The organism is Lactobacillus sp. ESL0785 (genome assembly GCF_029395455.1).
Taxonomy (GTDB): Bacteria; Bacillota; Bacilli; order Lactobacillales; family Lactobacillaceae; genus Lactobacillus.
Genome location: NZ_CP113916.1, coordinates 1,411,942 through 1,435,409 on the forward strand (window position 1 = coordinate 1,411,942; position 23,468 = coordinate 1,435,409).

At 38.6% G+C, this 23,468-nt stretch carries 21 protein-coding genes, 1 tRNA gene and 1 riboswitch; of the genes, 5 read left to right on the forward strand and 17 right to left on the reverse strand.

Translation table 11 applies throughout. The features are described 5' to 3' along the window. Positions 1-96: 96 nt before the first annotated feature. The 11 genes from glmU to trpS form a co-directional block, all read right to left on the reverse strand. Complete coding sequence (glmU, locus tag OZY43_RS06775; protein WP_277164317.1) at positions 97-1,482, reverse strand: bifunctional UDP-N-acetylglucosamine diphosphorylase/glucosamine-1-phosphate N-acetyltransferase GlmU; 1,386 nt, start codon at positions 1,480-1,482, stop codon at positions 97-99. 58 nt (positions 1,483-1,540) lie between these two features. Further along, on the reverse strand, positions 1,541-2,371 hold the full coding sequence (gene purR, locus OZY43_RS06780) for a pur operon repressor (RefSeq protein WP_277164319.1): 831 nt from the start codon (positions 2,369-2,371) through the stop codon (positions 1,541-1,543). A 114-nt stretch (positions 2,372-2,485) separates the two neighbouring features. Further along, positions 2,486-2,743 carry a Veg family protein gene (locus OZY43_RS06785; protein ID WP_277164321.1) on the reverse strand — a complete coding sequence of 86 codons (258 nt, stop codon included), beginning with the start codon at positions 2,741-2,743 and terminating at the stop codon, positions 2,486-2,488. A gap of 87 nt (positions 2,744-2,830) precedes the next feature. Next, positions 2,831-3,718 (reverse strand): 16S rRNA (adenine(1518)-N(6)/adenine(1519)-N(6))-dimethyltransferase RsmA, encoded by an 888-nt coding sequence (gene rsmA / locus OZY43_RS06790; protein WP_277164323.1) that lies wholly within the window; start codon positions 3,716-3,718, stop codon positions 2,831-2,833. Then, the gene (gene rnmV, locus OZY43_RS06795) at positions 3,711-4,277 is read right to left on the reverse strand and encodes a ribonuclease M5 (RefSeq protein WP_277164325.1); all 567 of its coding nucleotides are present in this window, start codon (positions 4,275-4,277) and stop codon (positions 3,711-3,713) included. Before rnmV ends, rsmA begins: the two co-directional genes overlap by 8 nt. Continuing rightward, positions 4,264-5,031 (reverse strand): TatD family hydrolase, encoded by a 768-nt coding sequence (locus OZY43_RS06800; RefSeq protein WP_277164328.1) that lies wholly within the window; start codon positions 5,029-5,031, stop codon positions 4,264-4,266. Before OZY43_RS06800 ends, rnmV begins: the two co-directional genes overlap by 14 nt. After that, on the reverse strand, positions 5,031-7,007 hold the full coding sequence (gene metG, locus OZY43_RS06805; protein ID WP_277164330.1) for a methionine--tRNA ligase: 1,977 nt from the start codon (positions 7,005-7,007) through the stop codon (positions 5,031-5,033). Before metG ends, OZY43_RS06800 begins: the two co-directional genes overlap by 1 nt. A gap of 478 nt (positions 7,008-7,485) precedes the next feature. Further along, the gene (gene mgtA / locus OZY43_RS06810; RefSeq protein WP_277164332.1) at positions 7,486-10,176 is read right to left on the reverse strand and encodes a magnesium-translocating P-type ATPase; all 2,691 of its coding nucleotides are present in this window, start codon (positions 10,174-10,176) and stop codon (positions 7,486-7,488) included. A 92-nt stretch (positions 10,177-10,268) separates the two neighbouring features. Further along, a riboswitch (M-box (ykoK) riboswitch) is annotated at positions 10,269-10,432 on the reverse strand. A gap of 60 nt (positions 10,433-10,492) precedes the next feature. Beyond that, positions 10,493-11,107 (reverse strand): TPM domain-containing protein, encoded by a 615-nt coding sequence (locus OZY43_RS06815; RefSeq protein WP_277164334.1) that lies wholly within the window; start codon positions 11,105-11,107, stop codon positions 10,493-10,495. Continuing rightward, on the reverse strand, positions 11,094-11,573 hold the full coding sequence (locus OZY43_RS06820; protein ID WP_277164336.1) for a deaminase: 480 nt from the start codon (positions 11,571-11,573) through the stop codon (positions 11,094-11,096). Before OZY43_RS06820 ends, OZY43_RS06815 begins: the two co-directional genes overlap by 14 nt. A 3-nt stretch (positions 11,574-11,576) precedes the next feature. After that, positions 11,577-12,599, reverse strand: a complete 1,023-nt coding sequence (trpS, locus tag OZY43_RS06825; protein ID WP_277164338.1) for a tryptophan--tRNA ligase — start codon at positions 12,597-12,599, stop codon at positions 11,577-11,579. A gap of 97 nt (positions 12,600-12,696) precedes the next feature. On the opposite strand from trpS, the gene OZY43_RS06830 reads away from it, so the two are divergent. Further along, complete coding sequence (locus OZY43_RS06830) at positions 12,697-13,299, forward strand: SOS response-associated peptidase family protein (RefSeq protein ID WP_277164340.1); 603 nt, start codon at positions 12,697-12,699, stop codon at positions 13,297-13,299. A 52-nt stretch (positions 13,300-13,351) separates the two neighbouring features. On the opposite strand, the gene OZY43_RS06835 is transcribed toward OZY43_RS06830, so the two are convergent. Continuing rightward, a complete protein-coding gene (locus tag OZY43_RS06835; RefSeq protein ID WP_277164342.1) occupies positions 13,352-14,617 on the reverse strand; it encodes a DUF1343 domain-containing protein in 1,266 nt (421 codons plus the stop codon). A gap of 109 nt (positions 14,618-14,726) precedes the next feature. Between OZY43_RS06835 and OZY43_RS06840 the strand changes: the two genes are divergently transcribed. Further along, a tRNA-Gly gene (locus tag OZY43_RS06840) sits at positions 14,727-14,797 on the forward strand. 46 nt (positions 14,798-14,843) lie between these two features. Here OZY43_RS06840 and OZY43_RS06845 read toward each other — a convergent pair. The 3 genes from OZY43_RS06845 to greA form a co-directional block, all read right to left on the reverse strand. Next, positions 14,844-15,506, reverse strand: a complete 663-nt coding sequence (locus tag OZY43_RS06845) for a type II CAAX endopeptidase family protein (protein ID WP_277164344.1) — start codon at positions 15,504-15,506, stop codon at positions 14,844-14,846. 137 nt (positions 15,507-15,643) lie between these two features. Then, complete coding sequence (locus tag OZY43_RS06850) at positions 15,644-16,993, reverse strand: MFS transporter (RefSeq protein ID WP_277164346.1); 1,350 nt, start codon at positions 16,991-16,993, stop codon at positions 15,644-15,646. Between the two features lie 133 nt (positions 16,994-17,126). Then, positions 17,127-17,588, reverse strand: a complete 462-nt coding sequence (greA, locus tag OZY43_RS06855) for a transcription elongation factor GreA (protein ID WP_277164348.1) — start codon at positions 17,586-17,588, stop codon at positions 17,127-17,129. 209 nt (positions 17,589-17,797) lie between these two features. Between greA and OZY43_RS06860 the strand changes: the two genes are divergently transcribed. The 3 genes from OZY43_RS06860 to OZY43_RS06870 all read left to right on the forward strand — a co-directional run bounded on the left by OZY43_RS06860 (position 17,798) and on the right by OZY43_RS06870 (position 21,090). Further along, positions 17,798-18,220 (forward strand): Hsp20/alpha crystallin family protein, encoded by a 423-nt coding sequence (locus OZY43_RS06860; RefSeq protein WP_277164350.1) that lies wholly within the window; start codon positions 17,798-17,800, stop codon positions 18,218-18,220. Between the two features lie 138 nt (positions 18,221-18,358). Continuing rightward, on the forward strand, positions 18,359-19,681 hold the full coding sequence (locus OZY43_RS06865) for a C1 family peptidase (protein ID WP_277164352.1): 1,323 nt from the start codon (positions 18,359-18,361) through the stop codon (positions 19,679-19,681). Between the two features lie 92 nt (positions 19,682-19,773). Then, positions 19,774-21,090, forward strand: a complete 1,317-nt coding sequence (locus OZY43_RS06870) for a C1 family peptidase (protein ID WP_277164354.1) — start codon at positions 19,774-19,776, stop codon at positions 21,088-21,090. 67 nt (positions 21,091-21,157) lie between these two features. Here OZY43_RS06870 and OZY43_RS06875 read toward each other — a convergent pair whose 3' ends face one another. Together OZY43_RS06875 and OZY43_RS06880 are read right to left on the reverse strand one after the other, a co-directional pair. Then, positions 21,158-22,525, reverse strand: a complete 1,368-nt coding sequence (locus OZY43_RS06875; RefSeq protein WP_277164356.1) for an MFS transporter — start codon at positions 22,523-22,525, stop codon at positions 21,158-21,160. Next, a complete protein-coding gene (locus tag OZY43_RS06880) occupies positions 22,525-23,463 on the reverse strand; it encodes a nucleoside hydrolase (RefSeq protein ID WP_277164358.1) in 939 nt (312 codons plus the stop codon). The genes OZY43_RS06875 and OZY43_RS06880 overlap by 1 nt, the downstream gene beginning before the upstream one ends. Positions 23,464-23,468 lie beyond the last annotated feature (5 nt).

Genomic DNA, 23,468 nt, shown 5'->3' on the forward strand with positions numbered 1-23,468 from the left:
CCAAGTTGTTATTGATTCTTAACACAAATTAACTTAATTAAAGTAAAAAAGAGCTTTCTATCATTAGAAAACCCTTTATAAATTTAACCAATTTAATTATTGCCAGTCTTCACTCTTTGATAAAGCCAGTTTATGCCAATAATCTGGTTTATTAACTTGTCGACCACGGGCAATTGCCATATCATACCTAGCAACGTCTTTAGTAATTGTGGAATCAGCAGCAACAAAGGCATGATCAGCAACATTAACTGGCGCAACCAAGGTCGCACCTGAACCAATAAAGGACTTATCACCCACAGTTGTATGATCTTTTTGCACACCATCATAGTTAGCAAAAATGGTCCCACAACCAACGTTAACATCTTTACCCAAAGTAGCATCACCCACATAAGTCAGATGACCAACTTTAGAATTCTCACCAATTGTAGCATTTTTAATTTCAACAAAATTACCAACATGAGCACCTGAACAGATTACCGCATTAGGTCGCAAATGAGAATTAGGGCCAATATCCGTATGATCAGCCATTGTAGCATTTTCTAGTGTTGATGAAGTAACTGTCACATGATTACCTATTTTAGTATCAACAATTCTAGAACCCGTGGTAATCAAACAATCATTACCAATCACGGTTTTACCCTTGATAACCACATTAGCCTCAATAACCGTATCACAGCCAATCTCAACGTCAGCATCAATGTAAGCAGTGGCTGGATCAACAAACGAAACGCCATTACGCATGTGTTCTTCATTAATTCGCTTCTGCATAATTTTAGTTGCTTGGGCCAAGGCAATGCGATCATTAACACCAAGACTTTCACTAAAATCAGGCATCTTATAGGCACCAACATGTTCACCATGATTACGTAATATCTCCAGCACATCAGTTAAGTAATACTCACCTTGAGCATTATTATTAGTAACATGCTTCAATGCAGCAAAAAGCTTCTGATTATCGAAGCAAAAAACGCCAGTATTGATTTCATTAACCTGCAATTCTTCAGTATTGCCGTCCTTTTGTTCGACAATTCGCAAGACATTACCTTGTTCATCACGAATAATCCGACCATACCCGTAAGGATTAGGTGCTTGGGCTGTCAAAACCGTTGCTGCATTACCCTTTTTTTGATGGTAATCAAACAAATTTTGAAAAGTTTGACTAGTAAAAAGCGGAGTGTCACCTGTAATTACTAAGGTAGCACCTACTTGATCAGCTAATTCTGTTTGGGCAGTAAGAACAGCATCTCCTGTTCCCAATTGCTTTTCTTGCAAAACAAATTCTGACTTGCCAGCAAGTACTTTTTCTACTTCATCAGCCCCGTTACCAACAACGGTTACAATCTTGTCAGGATTAATTGCTTCCGCAGCTTCCACAACATGCTCAACCATTGGCTTACCACATACTTGATGCAGCACCTTGTACAACTTAGACTTCATTCGTGTACCCTTACCTGCGGCAAGGACAACTACAAACTTTTTCATTAATTTTAACCTCGTTTTATTTTTAAATTGCAACTAAATTCCAGTATATCATTTAATTTTAAAAGCGGTTAAAATCGGTATGTACCACAAAGTTGCCCGGTTCTGCCAAGATAACTCGTTTAGCTGGATCTACTTTCTTAATCTTGACCAATGACAAGTGACCCTCAATCAACTTCACATCATCAAAATCAGCTTCACAAAGCACACAAACACCAGCAATATTACTGTTAAATTCCTTAACTAACTGCTGCATTCCTGTTAGAGTTCCACCAGCCATCATAAAATCATCCACGAGTAAAACATTAGAATTTTCATTCAAAACTCGTGTTGGCAATTCCATTTTGGATACTCGATCAAGTGAAGAAGAAATATAATTGACAGAAACTGTTGCTCCCTCCGTCACCTTCGAACGCTTGCGTGCAATAATAAACGGGACATTAAGGTAACGAGCAACTGCCTGAGCAAGTGCAATTCCTTTAGTTTCAATTGTCATAACGACATCAATATTAGAGTAGGCGTAGCGCGTAGCAACCAGCTTACCAATCTTTTCTAAGTCCTGTGGGTTTCCTAAAATATCGGATAAATAAACAAAGCCACCAGCCAAGATCCGCTCTGGATCTTCAATTCGCGCAGCCAAATCTGTCAAATAATTCTGAGCGTGCTTCTTCCCCCAAAACGGAACATAACGAACGCCTCCAGCAGCACCAGCCACCGTTTCCAAAATACCATCTTGATTAGCTGCCAAAGTGTGTTTTAGGATAGACAAATCTTCGGAAATCGACGACTTAGCAGCACCATATTGTTTAGCAAAAAATGGCAACGGAATTAATTCGTGTGGTCGCTCCATTAAGCGTTTGGTCATATCAACTAATCTCTCTGAACGTTTCATAGTATCTCCTTCCTAATGTTTGCTTTTTTATTAATAATTACTATACCTTAAGCCATAAAAAAAGGCACCAACATTTTCCAAAATGTCAATGCCAAAAAACTCATTTTTTCTAAATTATGCTTCAGCTTCTTCGGCTTCATCATTAAATTTCAATGTAATATTTTTGGTTAACAAATCCGTATAACTATAAGAGACATGCTCAAAATTATTCTGATCTTGATCTAAGTCAACAACGAAGACAGCAGGGAATGTTTCTTTCAAAATTCCATGTCTCTTCGTTACCTTCTTACGTCCGGCTCTTGCAACTACTGTTAAAGGATCACCTAAATGTGAATCTAATTTATGTTTAATGGTAATAATTGATGTTGGCACTAAAAACAACTCCTTTAGGAGCTATTTTACCATATTGTGACAAATATTTCAATTATTTTTTAGTAATTGTAAAAATCCGAGCAAATATTACTTTTGCACTGGAATAGCCCGTGCAATTTGGGCAAACTGCGCAATTGTCAATTGTTCAGGACGAATCCGTGGATCTACACCTAAGGCTTTAATCAACTCTGCTCGCTTATCAGCTTCTGGCACCAAATTCTTCAAATTGTTATTTAGCGTCTTGCGTCTTTGTGCAAAACACATTTTCACTACCCAATTAAAGTGCTTAATCTCACCAACATCTGGCTTTTGCACTAATGGCGTTAACACAACAACACTAGAATCAACTCGCGGCTTAGGAATAAACGATGTATTTTTAACAGTTAAAGCTGACGTTACCTTCATTTCAATCTGTACGGCAATCGAAAGCGGACCATATTCCTTGTTGCCCGGCACAGCACTTAACCGGTCGGCAACTTCTTTTTGCATCATTAAGGTTAAACTAGCAAAGTCCAATTCTGATTCGTTCAAGAAAAAAATAATCGGTGTTGTAATGTAATAGGGCAAGTTGGCAACAACCTTAATTGGCTTAGTCAAGTCAAAAAAGTCCTGCAAATCTGCCTTGAAGTTTGCCTTTAAGATGTCCTTCATCATTAATTCAAAACGATCTTTAATTGGCACCCCGGCAATTTGCCGTGGCAATTCATTATTTAAAATTTCCGGCAACGCGTCATCGACTTCATAAGCAAAAACTTTCGCTCCCGCATACAAAAGCTGTTCAGTTAAAGAGCCAATCCCCGGGCCAATTTCGATTACTTGGTCACCCGGCCGAATATCTGCCGCCTGCACAATTCCTTGAATTGCATTCAGATCAACCAGAAAATTCTGACCTAAATTTTTCTTGGCCTTGACAAAATAACGATTAATAATTGCCTGCGTTCTAACTGGCGATCCAATAGGAATTTCGTTATTCATGCTTTGCCTCCTCAACAGCCTGCGTTAATTTTTCTCGAGTTATGCCAAAAGTGTGCAGCCGTTTATAAAATTGCTTGGCATTACCATAACCGACCCGCAACTTAATACCAACGCGTTCACGTAATTGGCGTGAACCCTGACCACTAGCTAGACCTAACTTTTGATAAGCCTCTTTAGTCAAATCGCTTTGCTCAAGCTTAACTTCATGTAAAGCGCTCAAAGCCCGCGTTAAGGCCTCTTTTGATGCATGTTCAACGCCCAAAGAATTACCACGTTTTTGTGGGACTCCTTCTTTACGCGTAATAAATGCTTGCTTAGCTTGCGGGACTGCTTGTGTCACTAATCGGCGAATTCGCTCACCATTGAGATCAGGATCAGTCAGAACAATGACATCCCGCGTTTTAATCAGTTCTTTTAACTCTGTCAAGACGGTTTGCGGCACATCTGAACCGTTAGTCTCAATTGTTTCAATTCCCGGGAAAAATTGTTTCAGCCGAATTGTGTCGTCTTTTCCCTCAACGACCACAACCGCATTAAATTGTTTTTTAGTTAAGACCATAAACTCTCACAGTATTTGCATAAGTTGCCGCAGCAACTTTTTCTATTGGAATATCTTTCAGTTCGGCAATTGCCTGAGCCACATAGTAAACGTTACCTGGCTCGTTTTGTTTACCGCGATACGGTTTCGGCGTCAAAAACGGTGCATCCGTTTCAATCAACAAGCGGTCAAGCGGTGTTTGTCTGGCAGACTCATGGACTTCAGTTGCCTTAGTAAAGGAAACTACACCAGAGTAAGAAAAACAAACATTTAGCTCCATGAACTTTTTGAGCCAAGCAGAGTCACCATTGAAACTGTGCAGAATTGCACCGTATTCAAGGTTACTGCTGCGTAAAATATCATAGCAGTCACTAAAAGCATCCCTCGTATGAATATCAACTGGCAAATGCAACTCGTGAGCCACTTCAATCTGACGCTTCATTACTGCCCGCTGCTTATCTCTTGGAGATTCATCCCAATAATAATCAAGTCCAATCTCACCCATGGCAACCACACCGGGAGTTTGCAGCTGTTCAATTAGCAAATCTTCTGCTTGCTGGTCATAATCCTTAGCAACATCAGGGCAATAACCAACCATGGCATAAACGTTATCAAAACGCTGGCTAAGGTCAATTGCCCGCTTATTAAAATCTGGATCTTGCCCCGCGCAAATCATCTTTGTAACACCCAGCTCTTTGGCCCGGTCAACGTAAAATGCTTCTTTGCCACGAAACGGTTCATCCTGCAGATGTGTATGGTTATCAATTAATTCCATTAACCTAATTCGGCTCCAACTTCGTGTTCATCACCAACTAGGGCCAGCTTAACTTGACCGCCTTTTTCACTTGATAATAACATGCCTTGACTCATTTGACCGACCATCTTACGCGGCTTCAAGTTAGTTACGGCTAAGACTTTACGGTCAAGTAATTCACTAGCATTTGGATAATACTTACGGATTCCGCTCAAGATTTGCCGTTCATCACCATTACCAAAGTCCAGCTGGAATTTCAACAACTTGCTTGATCCTTGAACTGGCTCAACTGACAAAATTTTACCAACTTTAATCTTAACCTTATCAAAATCATCAATGGTAATTTCTGGATCTTTGCCTTGTTCACTACGGCTCTGCTTCTTTGGCTTAGCCTTAGCCATCTCGTCTTTAATGTACTTAATTTCTTCTTCCGGCTTTAAACGAGGATAAATTGGGGTTGGCTTCTCTGTTACCTTAACATCCCAAGTGCAGTCGCCAAAGGCTAATTTCTTTTGGGCAGCATTTTCCCAATCTAAGCCAAGTTGTCTAAACATCTCTACTGGTGTTCTAGTCATAATTGGCGCAATTAGTAGGGCAACAATTCGTAAACTTTCAGCTAAGTTGGACATTACCAAAGACAATTCTTCCTTCTTGCCCGCCTTGTTCAAAGCCCAAGGTGTTGTTTCGTCAATATACTTGTTGGCACGACCAATAAACTTCCAAATTCCTTCAATTGCTTGAGTAAAGTAAAGCTTATCCATGTTCTTCTTGTAGTCGGCAATCGTTTCTTCTGCAACAGCAGCCAATTGCTTGCCTAATTCATCTTGCTCTGAAGCAACTGGTGCAACATGACCATCTTGATATTGGTTAATCATCGAAACAGTCCGGTTAAGCAAGTTGCCCAGGTCATTTGCCAAATCATAGTTAACTCTCTCAACAAAGTCCTCTGGCGTAAAGACACCATCTGAGCCAAATGGCAATGCCCGCATTAAATAGTAACGCAAAGCATCAACACCATAACGGCTTGTAATTGATTCCGGATAAACAGCGTTACCTTTGGACTTAGACATCTTACCGTCCTTCATCAATACCCAACCGTGACCAATAACGTGTTCTGGAAGCGGCAAGTCTAGTGCCATTAACATAATTGGCCAATAAATGGTATGGAAGCGCACAATTTCCTTACCAACCAAATGAACATCAGCTGGCCAGTATTTCTTAAATAAGGAATCATCGTCAGAGCCATAACCTAGTGCTGTAATATAGTTTGATAAAGCGTCAATCCAGACATAAACCACGTGTTTAGGATCACTTGGCACAGGAATCCCCCAAGAAACCGTTGTCCGTGTAACTGATAAGTCTTCAAGACCTGGCTTTAAGAAGTTATTAACCATTTCTTTTTCCCGAGAGTGCGGCAAGATAAAGTCAGGATGATCCTTGTAGTATTGCTGCAAACGGTCAGCGTACTTACTCATCTTGAAGAAGTATGACGGCTCCTTAACTAACTGCACTTCATGACCGGATGGAGCCTTGCCGCCGATTACGTTACCAGCATCGTCCTTATAGACTTCAGCAAGCTGTGACTCAGTAAAGTATTCTTCATCTTCAACTGAATACCAACCAGTGTATTCACCAAGGTAAATGTCGCCTTGCTTTAATAACTTTTCAAAAATCTTCTGTACACTCTTAACGTGCTCCTCGTCCGTTGTCCGGATAAATTTGTCATAAGAAATATCAAGGCTCTTCCATAATTTCTTATACATCACAACCATCTTGTCTACAAACTCTTGCGGCTTGATGCCTTGCTTCTCAGCCTTTTGTTCAATTTTTAAGCCGTGCTCGTCAGTCCCGGTTAAAAAGAAGGTATCATAACCTTGGCTGCGCTTGTAACGCGCAATGGTATCAGCCGCAATTGTAGTATACGCATTCCCGATCGTTAAACGGCCGGATGGATAATAGATTGGTGTTGTAACATAAAAAGTTTTTTTATCAGCCATATTTGTTTCTCCTTAGGATTTTACTGTTTTCAGTTCATTATACTACACTAAAAGAGCGTAAAAATTGCATTATGAGGATTTTTGCTTGATATTTTAATTTTTATCTCAGTAAAAGCTAAACATTGTTATTATTATAGATACATTTTGCAGTAAAAAATATAATAAGTTTATGTTGGTGCGACAGCAAATGTAACTACTGCAAATAACAACACTAATTTTCGATTTTTTATTTTATCATTTACCTCAAAAAGACTTATATTAAATATTTTTATTAGTAACAATTATATACCTGTCTATTAGCCACTCGATTTAATTATTCGCCCGAGCTTTCACAACTTTGTTAACAAAAACCAGATTGCAGCATAAGATAACCGTGTCAAGCAAAAAAATATAGATCAAGTTTTCCCAACAGGAATACTTGATCTATTTTTGAGTGTCTAAGAAGCCTATTTTTCTCAGATAATTTTTGCATTAATATTTAAATCAAAAATTTTTCTTGCTTTAAGTAAAAGTGCTTAACCACTGTTGTCAATAAAATATACAGAATTAAAATTCCGAGTATTACCCACATATAGTCAAGCGGCATCGGACCAAACTTCAACGCACCTGCAGCAAAAGAGAACGGTAGTAAAGTACCAATAATTCCTGCACCAAAGGTTGCCAAGATAACCGCATAAGTTGCATGCTGCTTGATAAATGGCAAATGCCGGTCACGCAAAGCATGGATAACCATTTCTTGCGTCCACAGTGACTCAATAAACCAACCAGTGTGGAACAAGGCTACAAACGCTACCTTTTGTGCTGGTGAAATGGCATTGTATGCACCACCAACCAAATGCGGACAAATTAGAAAGTATAACAAACCAAAGGTAACAATATCAAATACCGATGAAGTTGGCCCAAAGTAAAACATAAACTTCGGTAATTTTTTCGTTGACCATGTCCGTGGCTGTTTCAAATAACTGTCTGACATCGTATCAAATGGTAACGATAGACAACTTGTCCCGTAAAGTAAATCTAGAATCAGTAATTGCAGCGGCAGCATTGGCAAAAATGGCAAAAATGATGAGGCAACCAAAATTGATAAAATATTACCAAAGTTTGACGATAAGGTAATTTTAATATACTTCATCGTATTGCCAAAGACTTTCCGGCCAATTCTGACACCCTTTTCGAGGACATTTAAGTCCTTGTGCAGCAAAATAATGTCAGCTGATTCCTTAGCAATATCCACTGCAGTATCCACTGAAATCGAGACATCGGCTGCTTTCATTGCTGGCGCATCATTAATGCCATCGCCCATGTAACCGACAGTATGACCATTTTGCTTCAAAAGATTAATAATTTTAGTCTTATCTTCTGGTGAAAGTTTTACAAAGATATTACATTCTTCAACCATCTTAGCTAATTCTTCTGGACTCTTACCATCTAAGTCAGAGCCAGAATAGACATTATCAACATTCAACCCTACTTGTAAACCAACGGTTCTTGTAACGGCTTCATTATCTCCTGTCAAGATTTTAACAGTGATACCATCACGCGCTAGCTTAGCCAAAGCATTCTTCGCACTTTCCTTCGGTGGATCAAGAAAAGCTAAAAAGCCACATAAGATCAAATCACTTTCATCCTTAGCCGAAAATTCCCCGACAGGAGCAGGATTCCGCTTATAACCAAGCATAATTACGCGCAAGCCATCATCGTTCATATCATTAATTTTAGCCAGCACTTTCTGCCTGCGTTCTGGCGTTAATGGTAAAATCTGCCCATCCACCTCAACTTTAGTAGACACGGCTAACATTTCCTCAGCAGCTCCCTTAGTTACCAACAGATGCTCGCCGTGTTCACGGTCAGAATTTTCAACTACAACACTCATGCGCCGTCTAGAAAAATCAAACGGAATTTCATCAATTTTATTGTAATCACGCTGGATTTCATTAACATCAAGCTCATCACCAGCAGCTTCAATAATTGCCTTATCAATCAGGTTCTTCATCCCTGTTTGGTAATAAGAATTAAGATAGCCTAATTCCAAAATTTTAGAAGTTTCACGTAAATTTAAGTCGTAATGACGCTCAAGCACAACTTTATCCTGCGTTAGTGTTCCTGTCTTATCTGTACAAAGAACATCAGCCGAGCCAAAATTCTGAATGGAATTCATCTTCTTTACAATTGTGCCATGCTTTGACATTTCAACTGAACCTTTAACTAAGTTCGTTGTAACAATTACTGGTAACATTTCTGGAGTTAAGCCGACGGCTGTTGCGATGGCAAAGATTAACGCATCAACCCAATTACCTTTAGTCAACCCATTGATAATAAATACTAATGGTGCAATAATTGCAGTCATAGTAATTAACAGCTTAGAAATATTTTTAATGCCCACATCGAAAGTGGTATTCTTAACATCATTTCTAGCAATATCGTGAGCTAATTTACCAAACATGGTATGAGAGCCTGTTGCAAAGACAACGCCTAAACCCGCACCAGAAACAATCGTTGTCCCTTCATATAAAATATTTGGGTAATCCAAATAATCACGATCTTGACCAATTCCGGGCTTTTTTGTCGCCATTTTTTCCACTGGACTTGATTCACCATTGAGTGAACTTGACGAACAAAAAAGGTCTTTACTAGAAAGCAGCCGCATATCAGCCGGCACCATATCACCAGCTGCTAGTCTGATTACATCGCCAACAACTACCTTGTCAGTAGCAATTTCTTGATCCTTACCGTCACGGATAATATCAGTTGTAACCGACACCATCTTTAGCAGAGAATTAACTGCATTTGATGACTTAACATTTTGCACAAAACTAGTAATACCAGAAATTATGACCATTGTCAGCATGATGATTACTGTACTCAGATCCTTTTGCCCAGCGGGAACAAAAAGATAATCAGTACACAAAGACAAAGTCGCTAGTACCAACAGAACTAATGTGAATGGCGTGATAAACGCTTCGGCTAAAAAGCGTAACTTCGAATCATGTTTGTTTGAGGCAATTTTATTTGAACCATACTCTTCTCGGTTCTTTTTTGCTTGCTTAGTTGACAAACCGTTGCTGCTGGCATGCAACCGTGCCAATGTTTCGGCTCGTGATTCCTTAGCAATTGTCCTGACTAGCTGCAGGTCCTTGCTTTCAGTTTGATCACTTGGTTTTTTCAGCATTCTCACCACTCCTTATTTTAAAAAAACTCAAACAAACCAAAAAAGGCCGCATGCAAAAGCTGCAGGCGACCTTTTTAAACAAGGTATCATAAATAATATACTCGTCGTTCAGCTTTAACACTACGTGACGTAAGCACATGCTAGCTATCTGGATCTCGCCTTAAATCGACGACACCTATTTAACTCGTTGGCATCTCTAGATGTTTCTGGGCGATAGCGTGTGTTCACGTAGGAGTCTCACCTAACAGTTTATTTGTTTTGTTTTATTTAATTACATGGTGAGTGTAATCCATAACCACACACCAAGTCAACCAATTTACTTATTTTTATTTGCACTTCGGAGCTGTAAATTACGTTTGAAAAAGTAATACAAGCCAGCAACTACAATTACTAATGCTAGTGCAATTGGCAAAGCTAAACGGTGTGGGTGCACAATCTGCGACCGTTCATCATTAGTTAAGTCATACTTGTCAAACGAATATTGGTATTGCTGGTCAATTGTTGTTGCACAAGCTCTAAATACAAAACGCAATCCCTGATTAAATTGCTTTTTACTACTACTACGCAATTTATCTGACTGTGAGCGAATAATATTACTGCGGATATCGGCTGTGAATGCCGCATGCAAATCTTTACTTGAATAGATCTGCACATTATGTTTTTTTCCTTTAGTTCCAACAATGATATACACAGTATGCTTAGCTTTACTCAAATTTTTAGGTGTTAGTTGTTCAATGCGATTAATCGTTCGGACAATAATCTGTGGCTGTTCACCCGTCTGCCAATAACGATCATTTTTGGCAATAATTAATTTATTAGTCTCGTGGTCTAACAAATGACTATTATCTTGAATATTAGGATTTGTCATCCCTGTCATTGTCCAAAATAACCCACACAAACTGGCAATCAGTACCAACTTAGTTTTCAGCATCCTCCAATTTATGTGCCAATTGTTCGACGTATTTACGGTCAATCTTAATTTGCTCATAGGGAACCCCACAATCTTCAAAAAGTGCAATTACCAGTGGATTATCATGATAATCAAAGTAATAATTAATTTTCTTAACTCCAGCTTGAACTAACGCCTTAGCACAATTATAACAAGGAAAATGCGTTACATAAATTTCCGTATTATCAGTTGAAACGCCATTTTTAGCGCATTGAATCAGCGAATTCATTTCGGAATGAATTGTGCGCACACAATGGCCATCAACCAATTGGTGGCCAACATCATCGCAGTGTGATGCCCCCGTAACTGAACCATTATAGCCTGTCCCGATAATGCGATTATCCTTAACTAGGACATTACCAACAAGAGCCCGATCACAAGTAGATCTCTGTGCAATAACTAAAGCTTGCATCATAAAATATTGCTTCCACGGAATTCGATCACGCATTTTTTACCTCTTGTCAAAGTAGTTCAAGCCAATTGCTGCCCGCACTTCACGCAAGGTTTCATTAGCAACTTCATTAGCCTTCTTGGAACCTTCTTGAAGCATTTCATAAACTGCATCTTCATCTTGAGCAAATTTTTCACGGCGCTGTCGAATTGGCGCTAATTCTGCTTCCAAAACCTGATTCAAGTAACGTTTAATTTTGACATCACCTAAGCCACCTTTTTGGTAATTTGCCTTTAATTCTGCTACCTTATCTTTATTAGGATCAAAAACATCAAGGTAGGTAAAAACGGTATTCCCCTCAATTTTACCTGGATCTTCAACATGAATGTGATTAGGATCAGTATACATTGACATGACTTTCTTTTGGACAGTTTTGGCATCATCAGCCAAATAAATAGCGTTGCCCAGCGATTTCGACATTTTAGCGTTACCGTCAAGTCCGGGTAAACGACCACTCCCCTCTTCAGGAAAGTAACCTTGAGGCTCAACCAGCACATCGCAATCATAAACGCGATTAAAGGTACGCACAATTTCACGTGCCTGCTCAATCATCGGCTCTTGATCGTCACCTGCTGGAACCAATGTTGCCTTAAATGCTGTAATATCAGCAGCCTGCGAAACAGGATAATTTAAAAAGCCCACTGGAAGCGAATCGTTAAATCCCTTTTGCTTAATCTCAGTTTTAACTGTTGGATTACGCTCCAACCGACTAACTGTAACTAAGTCCATGTAATAAGCCGTCAATTCAAACAAGGCGGGAATTTGTGATTGTACAAAAATCGTGGAAATTTGCGGATCAATGCCAACAGCCAAATAGTCAAGCGCCACTTGAATTAGACTATTGCGAATCTTTTCTGGATTACGAGCATTGTCGGTTAATGCCTGCGTGTCCGCAATCATGATGAATGGGTGATACGCGCCTGAATTCTGCAGCTTAACACGGTTTTTCAACGAACCAATATAATGACCAATGTGCAACTTACCTGTTGGTCGATCACCTGTTAAAATAACTTTCTTTTCCATTTATCTTTTGCCTTCTTTAAAAATAAAAATCCTATTTATGCAGTATTGAATACTTAATTTTACCAAAAATTAAGCAATGATTAAACCTGGAGGAACAATGTGCAATCAATTCCAACTGCCTACTTTAGCAGAAATTAAACAATACCTTGTTAGTGACCTCAACTTGCCCCTAATTGAACCAGCAAATAACTTACCGCAAAATCAAAATGTCTTCCCTAAAGGTCAAGCACCAGTTTTACTTTATCATAAGAAACAATTGCAACTATTACCGAAGTCTTGGGGCTATCCCAGCCCAATTGACAGCAAAAAAGTGATTTTCAATGCCCGCATTGAACGCTTTTATGAACAAAAGAATTCAATGTGGGATACTTCATTTGCACGTTCACGGTGTCTGATTATCGTACGAAATTTTTTTGAATCAGGATGCAACACCTATTCTGCCAATGGTCACAAATATCATGAACGTTATTCTTTTCATAATCCCAATGCGCCATTAACTTTAATTGCTGATATTTATCAAGATGACCATTTTTCAATGGTGACTACTAAGCCCAACCCAGTTATGGCTCCAATTCACGACCGGATGCCGCTAGTTATTGCATCTAGTGAATTACGCCGCTGGCTTTTTCAAAACTTTTCCAGCTTAATTGACCGCAGCCAGATGCCCCTGACGGCTACTAAGATGCCGGAAAGAAAATAAAGCTAACATAAAAAACGTTAGCATTTTACAACTAACGTTTTTTAATATTGAACTATTTTTTGCCAGGAATTTTATACAGCAAATAATGTTTTCTCACTTGCTTGAATTTCTTCAATTCAGGCTGCCACTTGGCAACAATTTGTTTTACTGGAACTCCTGCACGCAAATCTTTTTCAATATAAGATTTACCTGTTAACTTAGCCAGCCAATTATCTTTTCGCCACTCAACCTTATCACTATAGTCATCATTGAGAACTTTCATCATTGATAAGCCATCATAAATTGGATCATACTTATTTGGATCGGTAACGTAAACCTCTACTCCTTGAGTTAATTTGCCGGCATCTTTTTGACCTGGATCAGGTGTAAAGGCTGCTGCTCTAAATTTAACTCCAGTTAAGTGTAAATCATTTAATTGTTTAGCATAAGCAGTACCATCAACAAAATCTGCACCTACTAGCTGAAATGGCTTGGTTGTACCTCTACCTTCTGAAACATTCGCAAAAGTTTCATAAAAACCAGTCATTGGATAAACATTAATCGTATCTGTTGTTGGCATATTAGGTGATGGCATAACAAACGGAATTTTCAAATCAGCATAACGTTTACGCCGATCATAATTTTTCATTTTAATCACTGATAAATCAGCATTTAAATTATATTCTTTATTAAAATATTCCGCGATTTCCCCAAAAGTCATTCCGTGAACTAGTGCTAAATCTTTTAATCCAACAAAGGATGAATTACCCGCTTCAACGGTTACTGGTCCTTCAACTCTAGTACCACCTAAGGGATTAGGACGATCTAAAACAATTACCTGCTTATGATTTTCAGCTGCTGCCTGTAAAACGTAATACAATGTCCATACATATGTATAATATGTTACACCAGCATCTTGAATATCAAACAATAATACATCAACATTCTTCAGCATATCTGCTGTTGGCTTTTGTGTTTTGCCATAAAGACTATAAACTGGCAATTTTGTTTCAGGATCAGTATATGATTCAACATACCCACCTGCTGGTGAACTTCCTCTTACCCCATGTTCAGGACCGTACAATGCCGTTAGATTAATTTTAGGATCATTGTATAACAAGTCAACATCACTACGTAGCTGCTGGTCAACTCCTGTTGGATTAGTAACTAACCCTACTCTCTTACCTTTTAATAATCCTTGCTTTTGCTTCATTAGGACTTCAATTCCTAATTCAAATTTCTTACTTGATTTAGCTTGAACTGATTGCGTAGCTGCAAGGCCAATAACTACTGTCACAGTAATCAAGGCTAATAACCATTTTTTTATCTGTCTTACCATTGTTTACTCCTTCATTATTATATAAACGCTTACATAAATAATATTACAGTAATTATTTTTAATCAATACTTGGTTTTATCAACAAAACATGATAAACTGTTTTAGTAATGCGGGTATAGTTTAACGGTAGAATGTTAGCTTCCCAAGCTGAAGATGCGGGTTCGATTCACGCTATCCGCTTTAATAAAAAAGAGCAATGATTTTTCAATCATTGCTCTTTTTATTTTTACGTCATAATTAACAAAATCACACCGTTAACAATCGCCAAATAAATTGGCATCCACAATGTCTGTGTGTAGAGATACGACCAGGCAAACAACATTCCAAATAGTGCATTAATTACGAGAAGCGGTATTGAACTCTGCCAATTCAAGATACTAAACAGGATACCCGACGTCATTATACCCAAAACAGCGGTAAACATTGTATTACGCCGAAAAGTATAGTTGAATAAAAAGCCAGTAATCAGAAATTCTTGCAGGACTGGCAAAACTATCCCCAGCGCAATCAGCAAAAACCAGTAAGTCGAATTAGACTCATGATGCAGATAAACCGTTTGAAAACCATACATTCGCACCTTACCATAAGCTTGCAGCCAAGAAACACTAATCCGTAAGGCGGTAACAACCAAAGTCAAGCCAATAGTCAGGCCAAAATTACCAAGCCACGAGCCAGAAAAGCTGCGATCAAAAAAGCGCTGCTCACGATTAAACCGATAAATAAAAAATAGTAAAACCATCAAAGAAATTAATGCAAATAAAATCAAATCCCAGATATGAATTGGTGAATTAATGGTTACCAATTTAACCACGCCGGCAACCATTAAATATGCAATAAAGTAGATGATGTAGCGGATTAGGTTGCCCTCTCTTGATGCTGGTGTATTCACGACAAATTACCTCTATCTATTTGTATACCCTACAAATCCCATATTATAGCAAAAAAAAGCAATTTTATGAAACATCAACAAATTTTTTCTAATCTATTTCTACCATCCTAATATCAGTTAAAGCAATTGACACTACCTTATAACTTAGCTACCGCTTCTTGCCGCATCTTTTTTTCACTTCTTGCCGTATAAAGTAAAAAGATAATGGCCAAGCCTGAAGCTAAGTACAAGATTGTATTGCTGGCAATCCAACCAAACTGGTTAACCAAAACCCCAATAAGAGCTGTTGCCAGTGTTTCACCAAAGATATATTGGAAAAAGCCCATAAACCCAGTTGAGGCACCAACTGCAAACTTTGGTACAACTTCATTAATCATTAATCCCACTAAAGTCAGTGGCGCATAAATCAAATTACCCATAATAATCAAGGCCGTAATAATCAAAGTATGATTATTAGTAAAGAAATAAACTGTCAAACATAGCAGTACACCGATAACACAAGCAATTGAAACTTGAGCCCGCCGGCCTTTAAGCAAATCAGAGATTGCCCCGATGATGATTACTCCCGGAACAGACGCTAATTCAAAAATTCCGATTACCCACTTAGCAACACTAGGATCAAAACCCTTAGTTTGAACTAAATATGATGGAATCCAACTTTGAATACCATAACGTACTAAATATAGTGACATCGACGTTAAGGTAACAGCCCAAACAAGTTTATTTTTTAAAATATACTTAACGAAGATTTGCATGATACTTAACTGCGTTGAATCAGAAGTCACTGTCTGACCATTATCCAAGACTACCTTATCACCAGTATAAGTTGAAATATCAGGCAGCCCAACAACTGCTGGACGATCAGCACCTAACAATAAGATCAAAACGCAAATAATAAAGGACACTACCGAAGCTGTATAAAAGACAGCTGCTAATGAGCCAGCAAACAAAAAACTCGCTAACTGAACTACTGCAACACAGATAAACGAACCTGCATTATGTGCTGAAGACCAAATTGAATACATGGTGCCCCGCATTCTAGGCCCCCACCATAACTGGATCATCCGTTGACAGGCAGCAGCACCCATTCCTTGAGTTACGGCAATCAAAAACATCAACAGCATCATAATATATAAATTACGGCTACTGCCCAAAAAGATATTTAAAATTGCCGATAGTAACAAGCCTAACATCAGATAACGGTTAGCATCACACTTATCAGCCAATGCACCCATAAATAGTTTGGCAACACCATATCCTATGCCAAAGCAGGACAAAATCAAGCCAACGTCAGCAGTGGTAAAGTGGTAAGCTTTCATAATATCGTTTTGCTCAGTTGTAAACACTAGCCTAATAATGTAATACCCAATATAGCCAATACATGTTGCAAGCAAAACACCTAATTGCCGCCATTTATAAGTACTGGCAATTTTTTCTTGCGGTACCCGTTTATCTGAATCTGGTCGCGCTAAAATCCATTTAAGCATAAATAATTCTCCTCTCTTATTTTAGATTTAACGATAGCACTTGCAAAAGATTGAGAATATCTAAATTTAACTATTTTGGCGCACAAGCAATATTTTTTGCGGATTTATCAGCACTTGCATATTGCTTCACTGATTATTCAATTTTAATAATTGTTACCTGATAATTACCTGCAGGAGCTGCCACCGTGACTTGAGTTCCAACCTGCTTTTTCATAATTGCTTGTCCTAATGGAGAATCAAACGCTACCTTGCCTCTTGCCAAATCAGCTTCCATTCGGCCAACAATCTGATATTCTTCAGTTATCTCATCATCGGCAAACTTCAATGTCACTCGGTTGCCTAAGTCGACCTTGCCGTCATCCTGCTTTTTAACAATTTCCGCATACTTTAATTGCTTATCAAGATAACGCAAGCGACTTTGTAAATGACCCAAATCACGTTTGGCCTCTGTATACTCGGTATTCTCAGATAAATCACCCATACTTCGTGCTTCCTGCAAAATTTTAATTCGCCGCGGGCGCTCTTTTTTCAATTGTGCAATTTCATCCTTAATTTTCTGATAACCTTTTGGTGTCATTTTTTGATAATAAACCATCGTTAATTGTCTCCCTCATATTTTTTGCTAAAATTATCCACAAGCAAAATCACTGATAACAGCAACATTTTCTTCTCTAAATTAGCACTCTAAAATTAAGAGTGCTAAATATTTTATTTTTTCAAATATGCCTACTATAATAATCAGTGTAAGGAAGAAATGAAAGTCTTCTCTACAAATAATTTAATTTTTGAAAGGAAGTTTTTACTATGGCACAAGATTTAACGAATCGTCGTAATGACTTATTTGACGCAATGAATGATTGGTTTGACCTTCCACAGAAATTTTTTGATAATAACGAAATGGCAAAATTAATGCAGGCTGATGTTGTTGAAAACGACAAGAACTATGTTGTCAAGGTTGATATGCCTGGCATGGATAAAGAAAAGATTAATTTAAACTATAATAATGGGGTTTTGAGCGTTTCCGGCTCAAGAAAATCATTTAAAGATTTATCAAAAGATAGCAGCATTATCCACCGTGAAAGAAGTGTAGGTCACATTTCCCGCAGCTTTAGATTACCAAATGTAGTTGCAAGTGAGATTCATGCAAAGTATGATAATGGTGTATTGACTATCACTCTGCCAAAGCAAACTGCTAAGACCAGTGATAACTCGATTCAAATCGATTAACTTATTATTATACTTGCAGGAAGTCTCAGATAAGTTGCCAATACAAGTAATTCTCTAAAACGAGTTCAGCTATTGAACTCGTTTTTCTTTTGGGATAAAATATTTATTAAACAAAAATTAAAAAGGGAGAATTACGCAATGAGTCATCAACTTACAACTCAAGAATTAGAAAAATATGCTGCTGCTTTCAATCAAGAACCTAAAAATCAAGTTATTGCCCGAGCAACCCAAAAAAGTGGTATTTTTGCTGCTTCATATAACGACCAGCAAGTTGCTAACGATTTAAACCGTGTCTTTTCAACTGAATTAAATATCGGTAAAGTCACAGCACAGAAACATTCAGGACGTTGCTGGGAATTTGCAGCATTGAATGTTCTACGGCATTATTTTGCCCGCAAGTATCAGATTAAGGATTTTACTTTTTCACAAAGTTATAATTTTTTCTGGGATAAAATTGAGCGGGCCAACATTTTTTATAACCATATCATCGCAACTGCCGACCAATCACTAGATTCACGTACAGTTCGCAAATATCTTGCTAGTGCTGGTCAAGATGGTGGACACTGGCAATTAGCCGCAGCACTTGTTCAAAAATATGGTGTGGTACCAAGTTATGCCATGCCAGAAAGTTTTAACGCTAATAATACTGATGGTTTACAAATGGCTCTTGGTAAAAAGATGCGTAAGGATGCCCTCGTTTTACGTAAATTAAAGCAGGCTGGTCAAGACGATGAAGTTGCTCAAGCTCAAGAACAATTTTTGAGTGAGATTTACCGTATGACCGCTATTGCCGTTGGCGAACCACCTAAGAAATTTGATCTTGAATTCCGCGATGATCATGGCAAATATTATTTAGATAAAGAGTTAACGCCGCAAACTTTCTTGCACAAATATCTGGGTGACCTTGATGTAAATGATTATGTTGTTTTAACCAATTCACCTAACCATGAATATGGTAAACTTTATGGCTATTCTGCTGACAACAACATTGCCGGACTTTGTGAAATTAAACTACTCAACGTACCAATGGAATACTTAACCACTGCTGCAATCAAACAGTTAAAAGACGGCGAAGCCGTTTGGTTTGGTAACGATGTGCTCCAGCAACTTGACCGACCTAAAGGCTATCTTGATTCTAATTTATACCAAATGGATAGCTTGTTTGATGTTGACCTAAAAATGTCCAAAGCTGACCGTTTACGAACAGGCGAGGCCAACTTTTCACACGCTATGACTTTAGTTGGTGTTGATGAAGATCGTGGTCAAGTTCGCCGCTGGAAAGTTGAAAATTCCTGGGGCGATCAAGTTGGAGAAAATGGTTACTTCGTCATGAGCAATGATTGGTTCAACGACTATGTTTACGAAGTTGCCGTTCATAAAAAATATTTGACACCAGAGCAAGTTGCCTTAGCTGAAGGTCCAATTGCTGAAGATTTACCCGTTTGGGATCCATTAGGCTAGCAATAAAAAAACCGAGTTCAGTAATTGAACTCGGTTTTCTTTTAGCTTAAAATTAGAGAGTAATTCAAAAAAGATTAAAAAGGAGATACGATATGGGACACAAATTAACCGTACAAGAACTTGAACAGTTCGCTGACAAGTTTAACGAGAATCCCCAAAATCAAGTTGTTGCTCGAGCTGCTCAAAAGAGCGGTGTTCTTATGGCTTCATATAATGAACGTGTACAAGGTGAATTGACACGCGTTTTTTCAACAGAATTAGACACAGAAAACGTTACTAACCAGCAACAATCTGGTCGCTGCTGGGAATTTGCAACGTTAAACATTTTGCGACACAATTTTGGACAAAAATACCATGTTAAAAACTTTACCTTCTCACAAAGTTACAACTTTTTCTGGGATAAAATTGAACGCGCCAATATTTTTTACGACAATATTTTAGCTAGTGCCGATGAGCCACTTGACTCACGGACTGTCAGAGCATATTTGCGCGATGCCGGCGAAGATGGCGGTCAATTCCACATGGCAGCAGCCTTAGTTGCAAAATATGGGGTTGTGCCAACTTACGCCATGCCAGAAAATTTCAACACCAATAATACGAATGCTTTTGCAAAAGCCTTGGGCGATAAAATGCGCAAGGACGCATTAGTATTGCGAGAATTAAAGCAGACTGGCAAGGATAAAAAAATTGAGGAAACACGGCAACAATTTTTAAGTGAAGTGTACCAAATGACAGCAATCGCTGTCGGTGAACCACCTAAAAAATTTGACTTGGAATACCGTGATGATGATAAGAAGTATCACTTGGACAAAGATTTAACGCCACTTGAATTTTTACATAAATATCTTGATGATGTTGACTTTGATGACTATGTCGTCTTAACTAATGCTCCTGACCATGAGTATGACAAATTATACGGACTACCATTTGAAGACAATGTTGAAGGTTCCTATCGGGTTAAATTCTTGAACGTACCAATGGAATATCTTGAGCAAGCCGCTGTTGCTCAATTAAAAGATGGCGAAGCTGTTTGGTTTGGTAACGATGTTGGCGAGCAAAGTGACCGTAAACAAGGTTATCTCGATACCAACCTGTATCAATTAGATGACTTGTTTGGCATTAACTCTAAGATGTCTAAGGCCGATCAGCTGCGTACTGGCACTGCCGCTTCAACCCATGCCATGACTTTAGTTGGTGTTGATGAAGATAACGGTCATATTCGCCAATGGAAAGTTGAAAATTCCTGGGGTGAAAAGAACGGCTACAAGGGCTTCTTCGTAATGACTAACGACTGGTTTAAGCAATATACTTATGAAGTTGTTGTCCACAAGAAGTACCTAACACCTGAACAAGTTGCTTTGGCTGAAGGTCCAACCACTGATCTGCCAGTTTGGGATACTTTAGCTTAAAACGCAATTTTAGCTTTAATATACTTAAAAAACGAGATTCGAAAAGCGAACCTCGTTTTTTATTGATTTAATTTTTCAATTTAGATAATGACCAACTACACATGAAAAATGCAATTAGTGCCAATGCTAGAAAGACCACTAAATTAAGTTTCAGTCCCTGCAGTGTCCCCACTACAATTACTGTATTCCCTTTTTGCATTACAGCCAACAGCGAAGCCGCAAGTGCCGTACCAACTGCTCCTGAATAACTTTGAGCTGTCATATAAATAGCATTGCCATCATCCACCACCGATTCTGACAACTGGGCTAAACTTAAGGTCATAATATTACTGTAACTTAACCCCAAGCCGATCATAAATATAATATACATCGCTGCCAGCAATGTAACACTAGGAATTAACAAATTAGCCACTCCAAAAATTAAAACGATCATTCCCGTACCAATAATTATTGGTAACTTATGACTAATATGATCATAAATAAGACCAGCAATCGCTGACATCACTGCATCAGTGACCGCAGCCGGCAAAACTAGCAGTCCAGTTGTAGCCGTTGATTCTTTAAACGCCAGTTGCAAAACATTCGGTATTAGGTAAGACATCGCCAATGACAACAGCTGAAGTAAAAAGAATGCACTCAAAAAAGTTACAAAATTTTTCTTTTGGAATAATGATAAATCTAGCAGCTTAATTGATTTGTGCTGTTCACATTTTATAAACAAAATCAAACTAATTATCGCAATGATTAACAGCACTAATTGCCATAACCAATTTGATCCGTTTGAAGTTACACTGACCACTAACAATAATGTAGCAGTTAATAAAACGGCCAATAGTAATCCGCCTTGCAAGTCAAACTGAATCTGTTCTGGTTTTTTAACTTGAGTAATGCTTAACTCGCCCAGCAGCCACGTCAAAATGATTACTGGCATGATTAGCCAAAACAGCTGGTGCCATGACCAATATTTTAGTACCAGACCACCATATACTGGACCAACCGCAGGCGCAAAAGCAATAACCAAACTACCAATTCCCATAAAGGTGCCAACAGCTTTTTTTGGAGCTTGTTCTAAAATAATTGAAAACATTAAAGGCAGACAAAGCCCATCTGCAATTCCTTCTAGTAGACGACCAAATAATATCATTGAAAAATCTGCTGCTAGACTTGCACATATTGTCCCTAATAGGAAACTAACTACTGCTACGCGAAAAATGTTAAGTGAGCGAAAGCGACGACGCAAAAAAGAACCAAATGGGATCAAAATTGTCGCTACCAACATGTAACCAGTCGTTAACCATTGGACTGTACCAGCTGACAAATTGAACTCACGCATTAACATTGGAAAGGCAATGTTCAGCGAAGTTTCAATTACAATTCCTAAGAAACTAAGTAATCCAATTGCCATAATTGAGGCAATAAGTCTTGACCTGTGCACTATTTACTTTGCTCCAACAATTCATCAAACCGCTTGAAGAATAATTCCTTGTTGGCTTTAGTAACTAAGGTAATTTCACGGCCATTTGGAGCGTCTTCCATTCGTCCTTGGGCAATTCCTGAAGTAATCACTCGAACTTTACGCTGCTCAACTTCAGAAACGACTTCAGGATATAAAGCACTAATTGTAGTCAAAACATCCCAGAAATATAGTTGCGCTGTTTGCACCGGTGGATTAACCAACAAGCTGTACCCTTGCCCCACCAAGTCCATTGCTGGATACTTGCGTAAGCTTGCCCAATGCATCCGTAATTCATCAGTCAACGGTAATTCTTCACTACTTTCAAGCCCCACAATTTGCATGGGAATGTGCGATGCTAACACACGACTAACAGCCTGTGGATCCCAAAAGGCATTCCACTCCTGGCTGCCATCAGCATTAACCATCACTACATTGCCATGGCCATCAAGTGAACCACCCATCCAATAAAGTTTAGAAATTTTTCTTTCAATTGCTGGATCTTCATCAAGTGCCCGTGCCAAATCTGTCAATGGTCCTGTCATTACTAAGGTAATTGGCTCTGTTGCACTTTTAAGCTTGGCAATCATGTCTAAATGAGCTGGCAGCTCTGCCTGTTTGGTTACCATTTTGCCAGATTCATTTAGAAGCGGCAAATAATTGAAAGAATACGAAGCCGTCCGCCATTCTTGAGGAAACTGATTGACTGCTCGCGAATCTGACTTGGCGATTTCTAACTTGTCACCACGCAGATTAAAGCGGTCGGTCATCTTCCGACAAACCTCAACTGCTGGATCAACATAACCATCAGCATCAATCGCCCCTACCCCTAATAATTTAATATCAGGTGCCTGCAAAAGCAGTAAATACGAGACCAGATCGTCAATGTTCCCATCATGGTTAAAATAAATTTGTTTCATACTTT

Excerpts from the sequence above, each read along its gene's own strand:
- OZY43_RS06870 (WP_277164354.1), top strand. The coding sequence starts at position 19,774 with ATGGGACACAAATTAACCGTACAAGAACTTGAACAGTTCGCTGACAAG.
- rsmA (WP_277164323.1), bottom strand. The coding sequence starts at position 3,718 with ATGAATAACGAAATTCCTATTGGATCGCCAGTTAGAACGCAGGCAATT.
- OZY43_RS06820 (WP_277164336.1), bottom strand. The coding sequence starts at position 11,573 with ATGCGTGATCGAATTCCGTGGAAGCAATATTTTATGATGCAAGCTTTA.
- OZY43_RS06835 (WP_277164342.1), bottom strand. The coding sequence starts at position 14,617 with ATGGTAAGACAGATAAAAAAATGGTTATTAGCCTTGATTACTGTGACA.
- purR (WP_277164319.1), bottom strand. The coding sequence starts at position 2,371 with ATGAAACGTTCAGAGAGATTAGTTGATATGACCAAACGCTTAATGGAG.
- greA (WP_277164348.1), bottom strand. The coding sequence starts at position 17,588 with ATGGTTTATTATCAAAAAATGACACCAAAAGGTTATCAGAAAATTAAG.
- mgtA (WP_277164332.1), bottom strand. The coding sequence starts at position 10,176 with ATGCTGAAAAAACCAAGTGATCAAACTGAAAGCAAGGACCTGCAGCTA.
- OZY43_RS06800 (WP_277164328.1), bottom strand. The coding sequence starts at position 5,031 with ATGGAATTAATTGATAACCATACACATCTGCAGGATGAACCGTTTCGT.
- OZY43_RS06850 (WP_277164346.1), bottom strand. The coding sequence starts at position 16,993 with ATGCTTAAATGGATTTTAGCGCGACCAGATTCAGATAAACGGGTACCG.
- metG (WP_277164330.1), bottom strand. The coding sequence starts at position 7,007 with ATGGCTGATAAAAAAACTTTTTATGTTACAACACCAATCTATTATCCA.
- OZY43_RS06860 (WP_277164350.1), top strand. The coding sequence starts at position 17,798 with ATGGCACAAGATTTAACGAATCGTCGTAATGACTTATTTGACGCAATG.
- rnmV (WP_277164325.1), bottom strand. The coding sequence starts at position 4,277 with ATGGTCTTAACTAAAAAACAATTTAATGCGGTTGTGGTCGTTGAGGGA.
- trpS (WP_277164338.1), bottom strand. The coding sequence starts at position 12,599 with ATGGAAAAGAAAGTTATTTTAACAGGTGATCGACCAACAGGTAAGTTG.
- OZY43_RS06880 (WP_277164358.1), bottom strand. The coding sequence starts at position 23,463 with ATGAAACAAATTTATTTTAACCATGATGGGAACATTGACGATCTGGTC.
- OZY43_RS06865 (WP_277164352.1), top strand. The coding sequence starts at position 18,359 with ATGAGTCATCAACTTACAACTCAAGAATTAGAAAAATATGCTGCTGCT.
- OZY43_RS06830 (WP_277164340.1), top strand. The coding sequence starts at position 12,697 with ATGTGCAATCAATTCCAACTGCCTACTTTAGCAGAAATTAAACAATAC.
- OZY43_RS06815 (WP_277164334.1), bottom strand. The coding sequence starts at position 11,107 with ATGCTGAAAACTAAGTTGGTACTGATTGCCAGTTTGTGTGGGTTATTT.
- glmU (WP_277164317.1), bottom strand. The coding sequence starts at position 1,482 with ATGAAAAAGTTTGTAGTTGTCCTTGCCGCAGGTAAGGGTACACGAATG.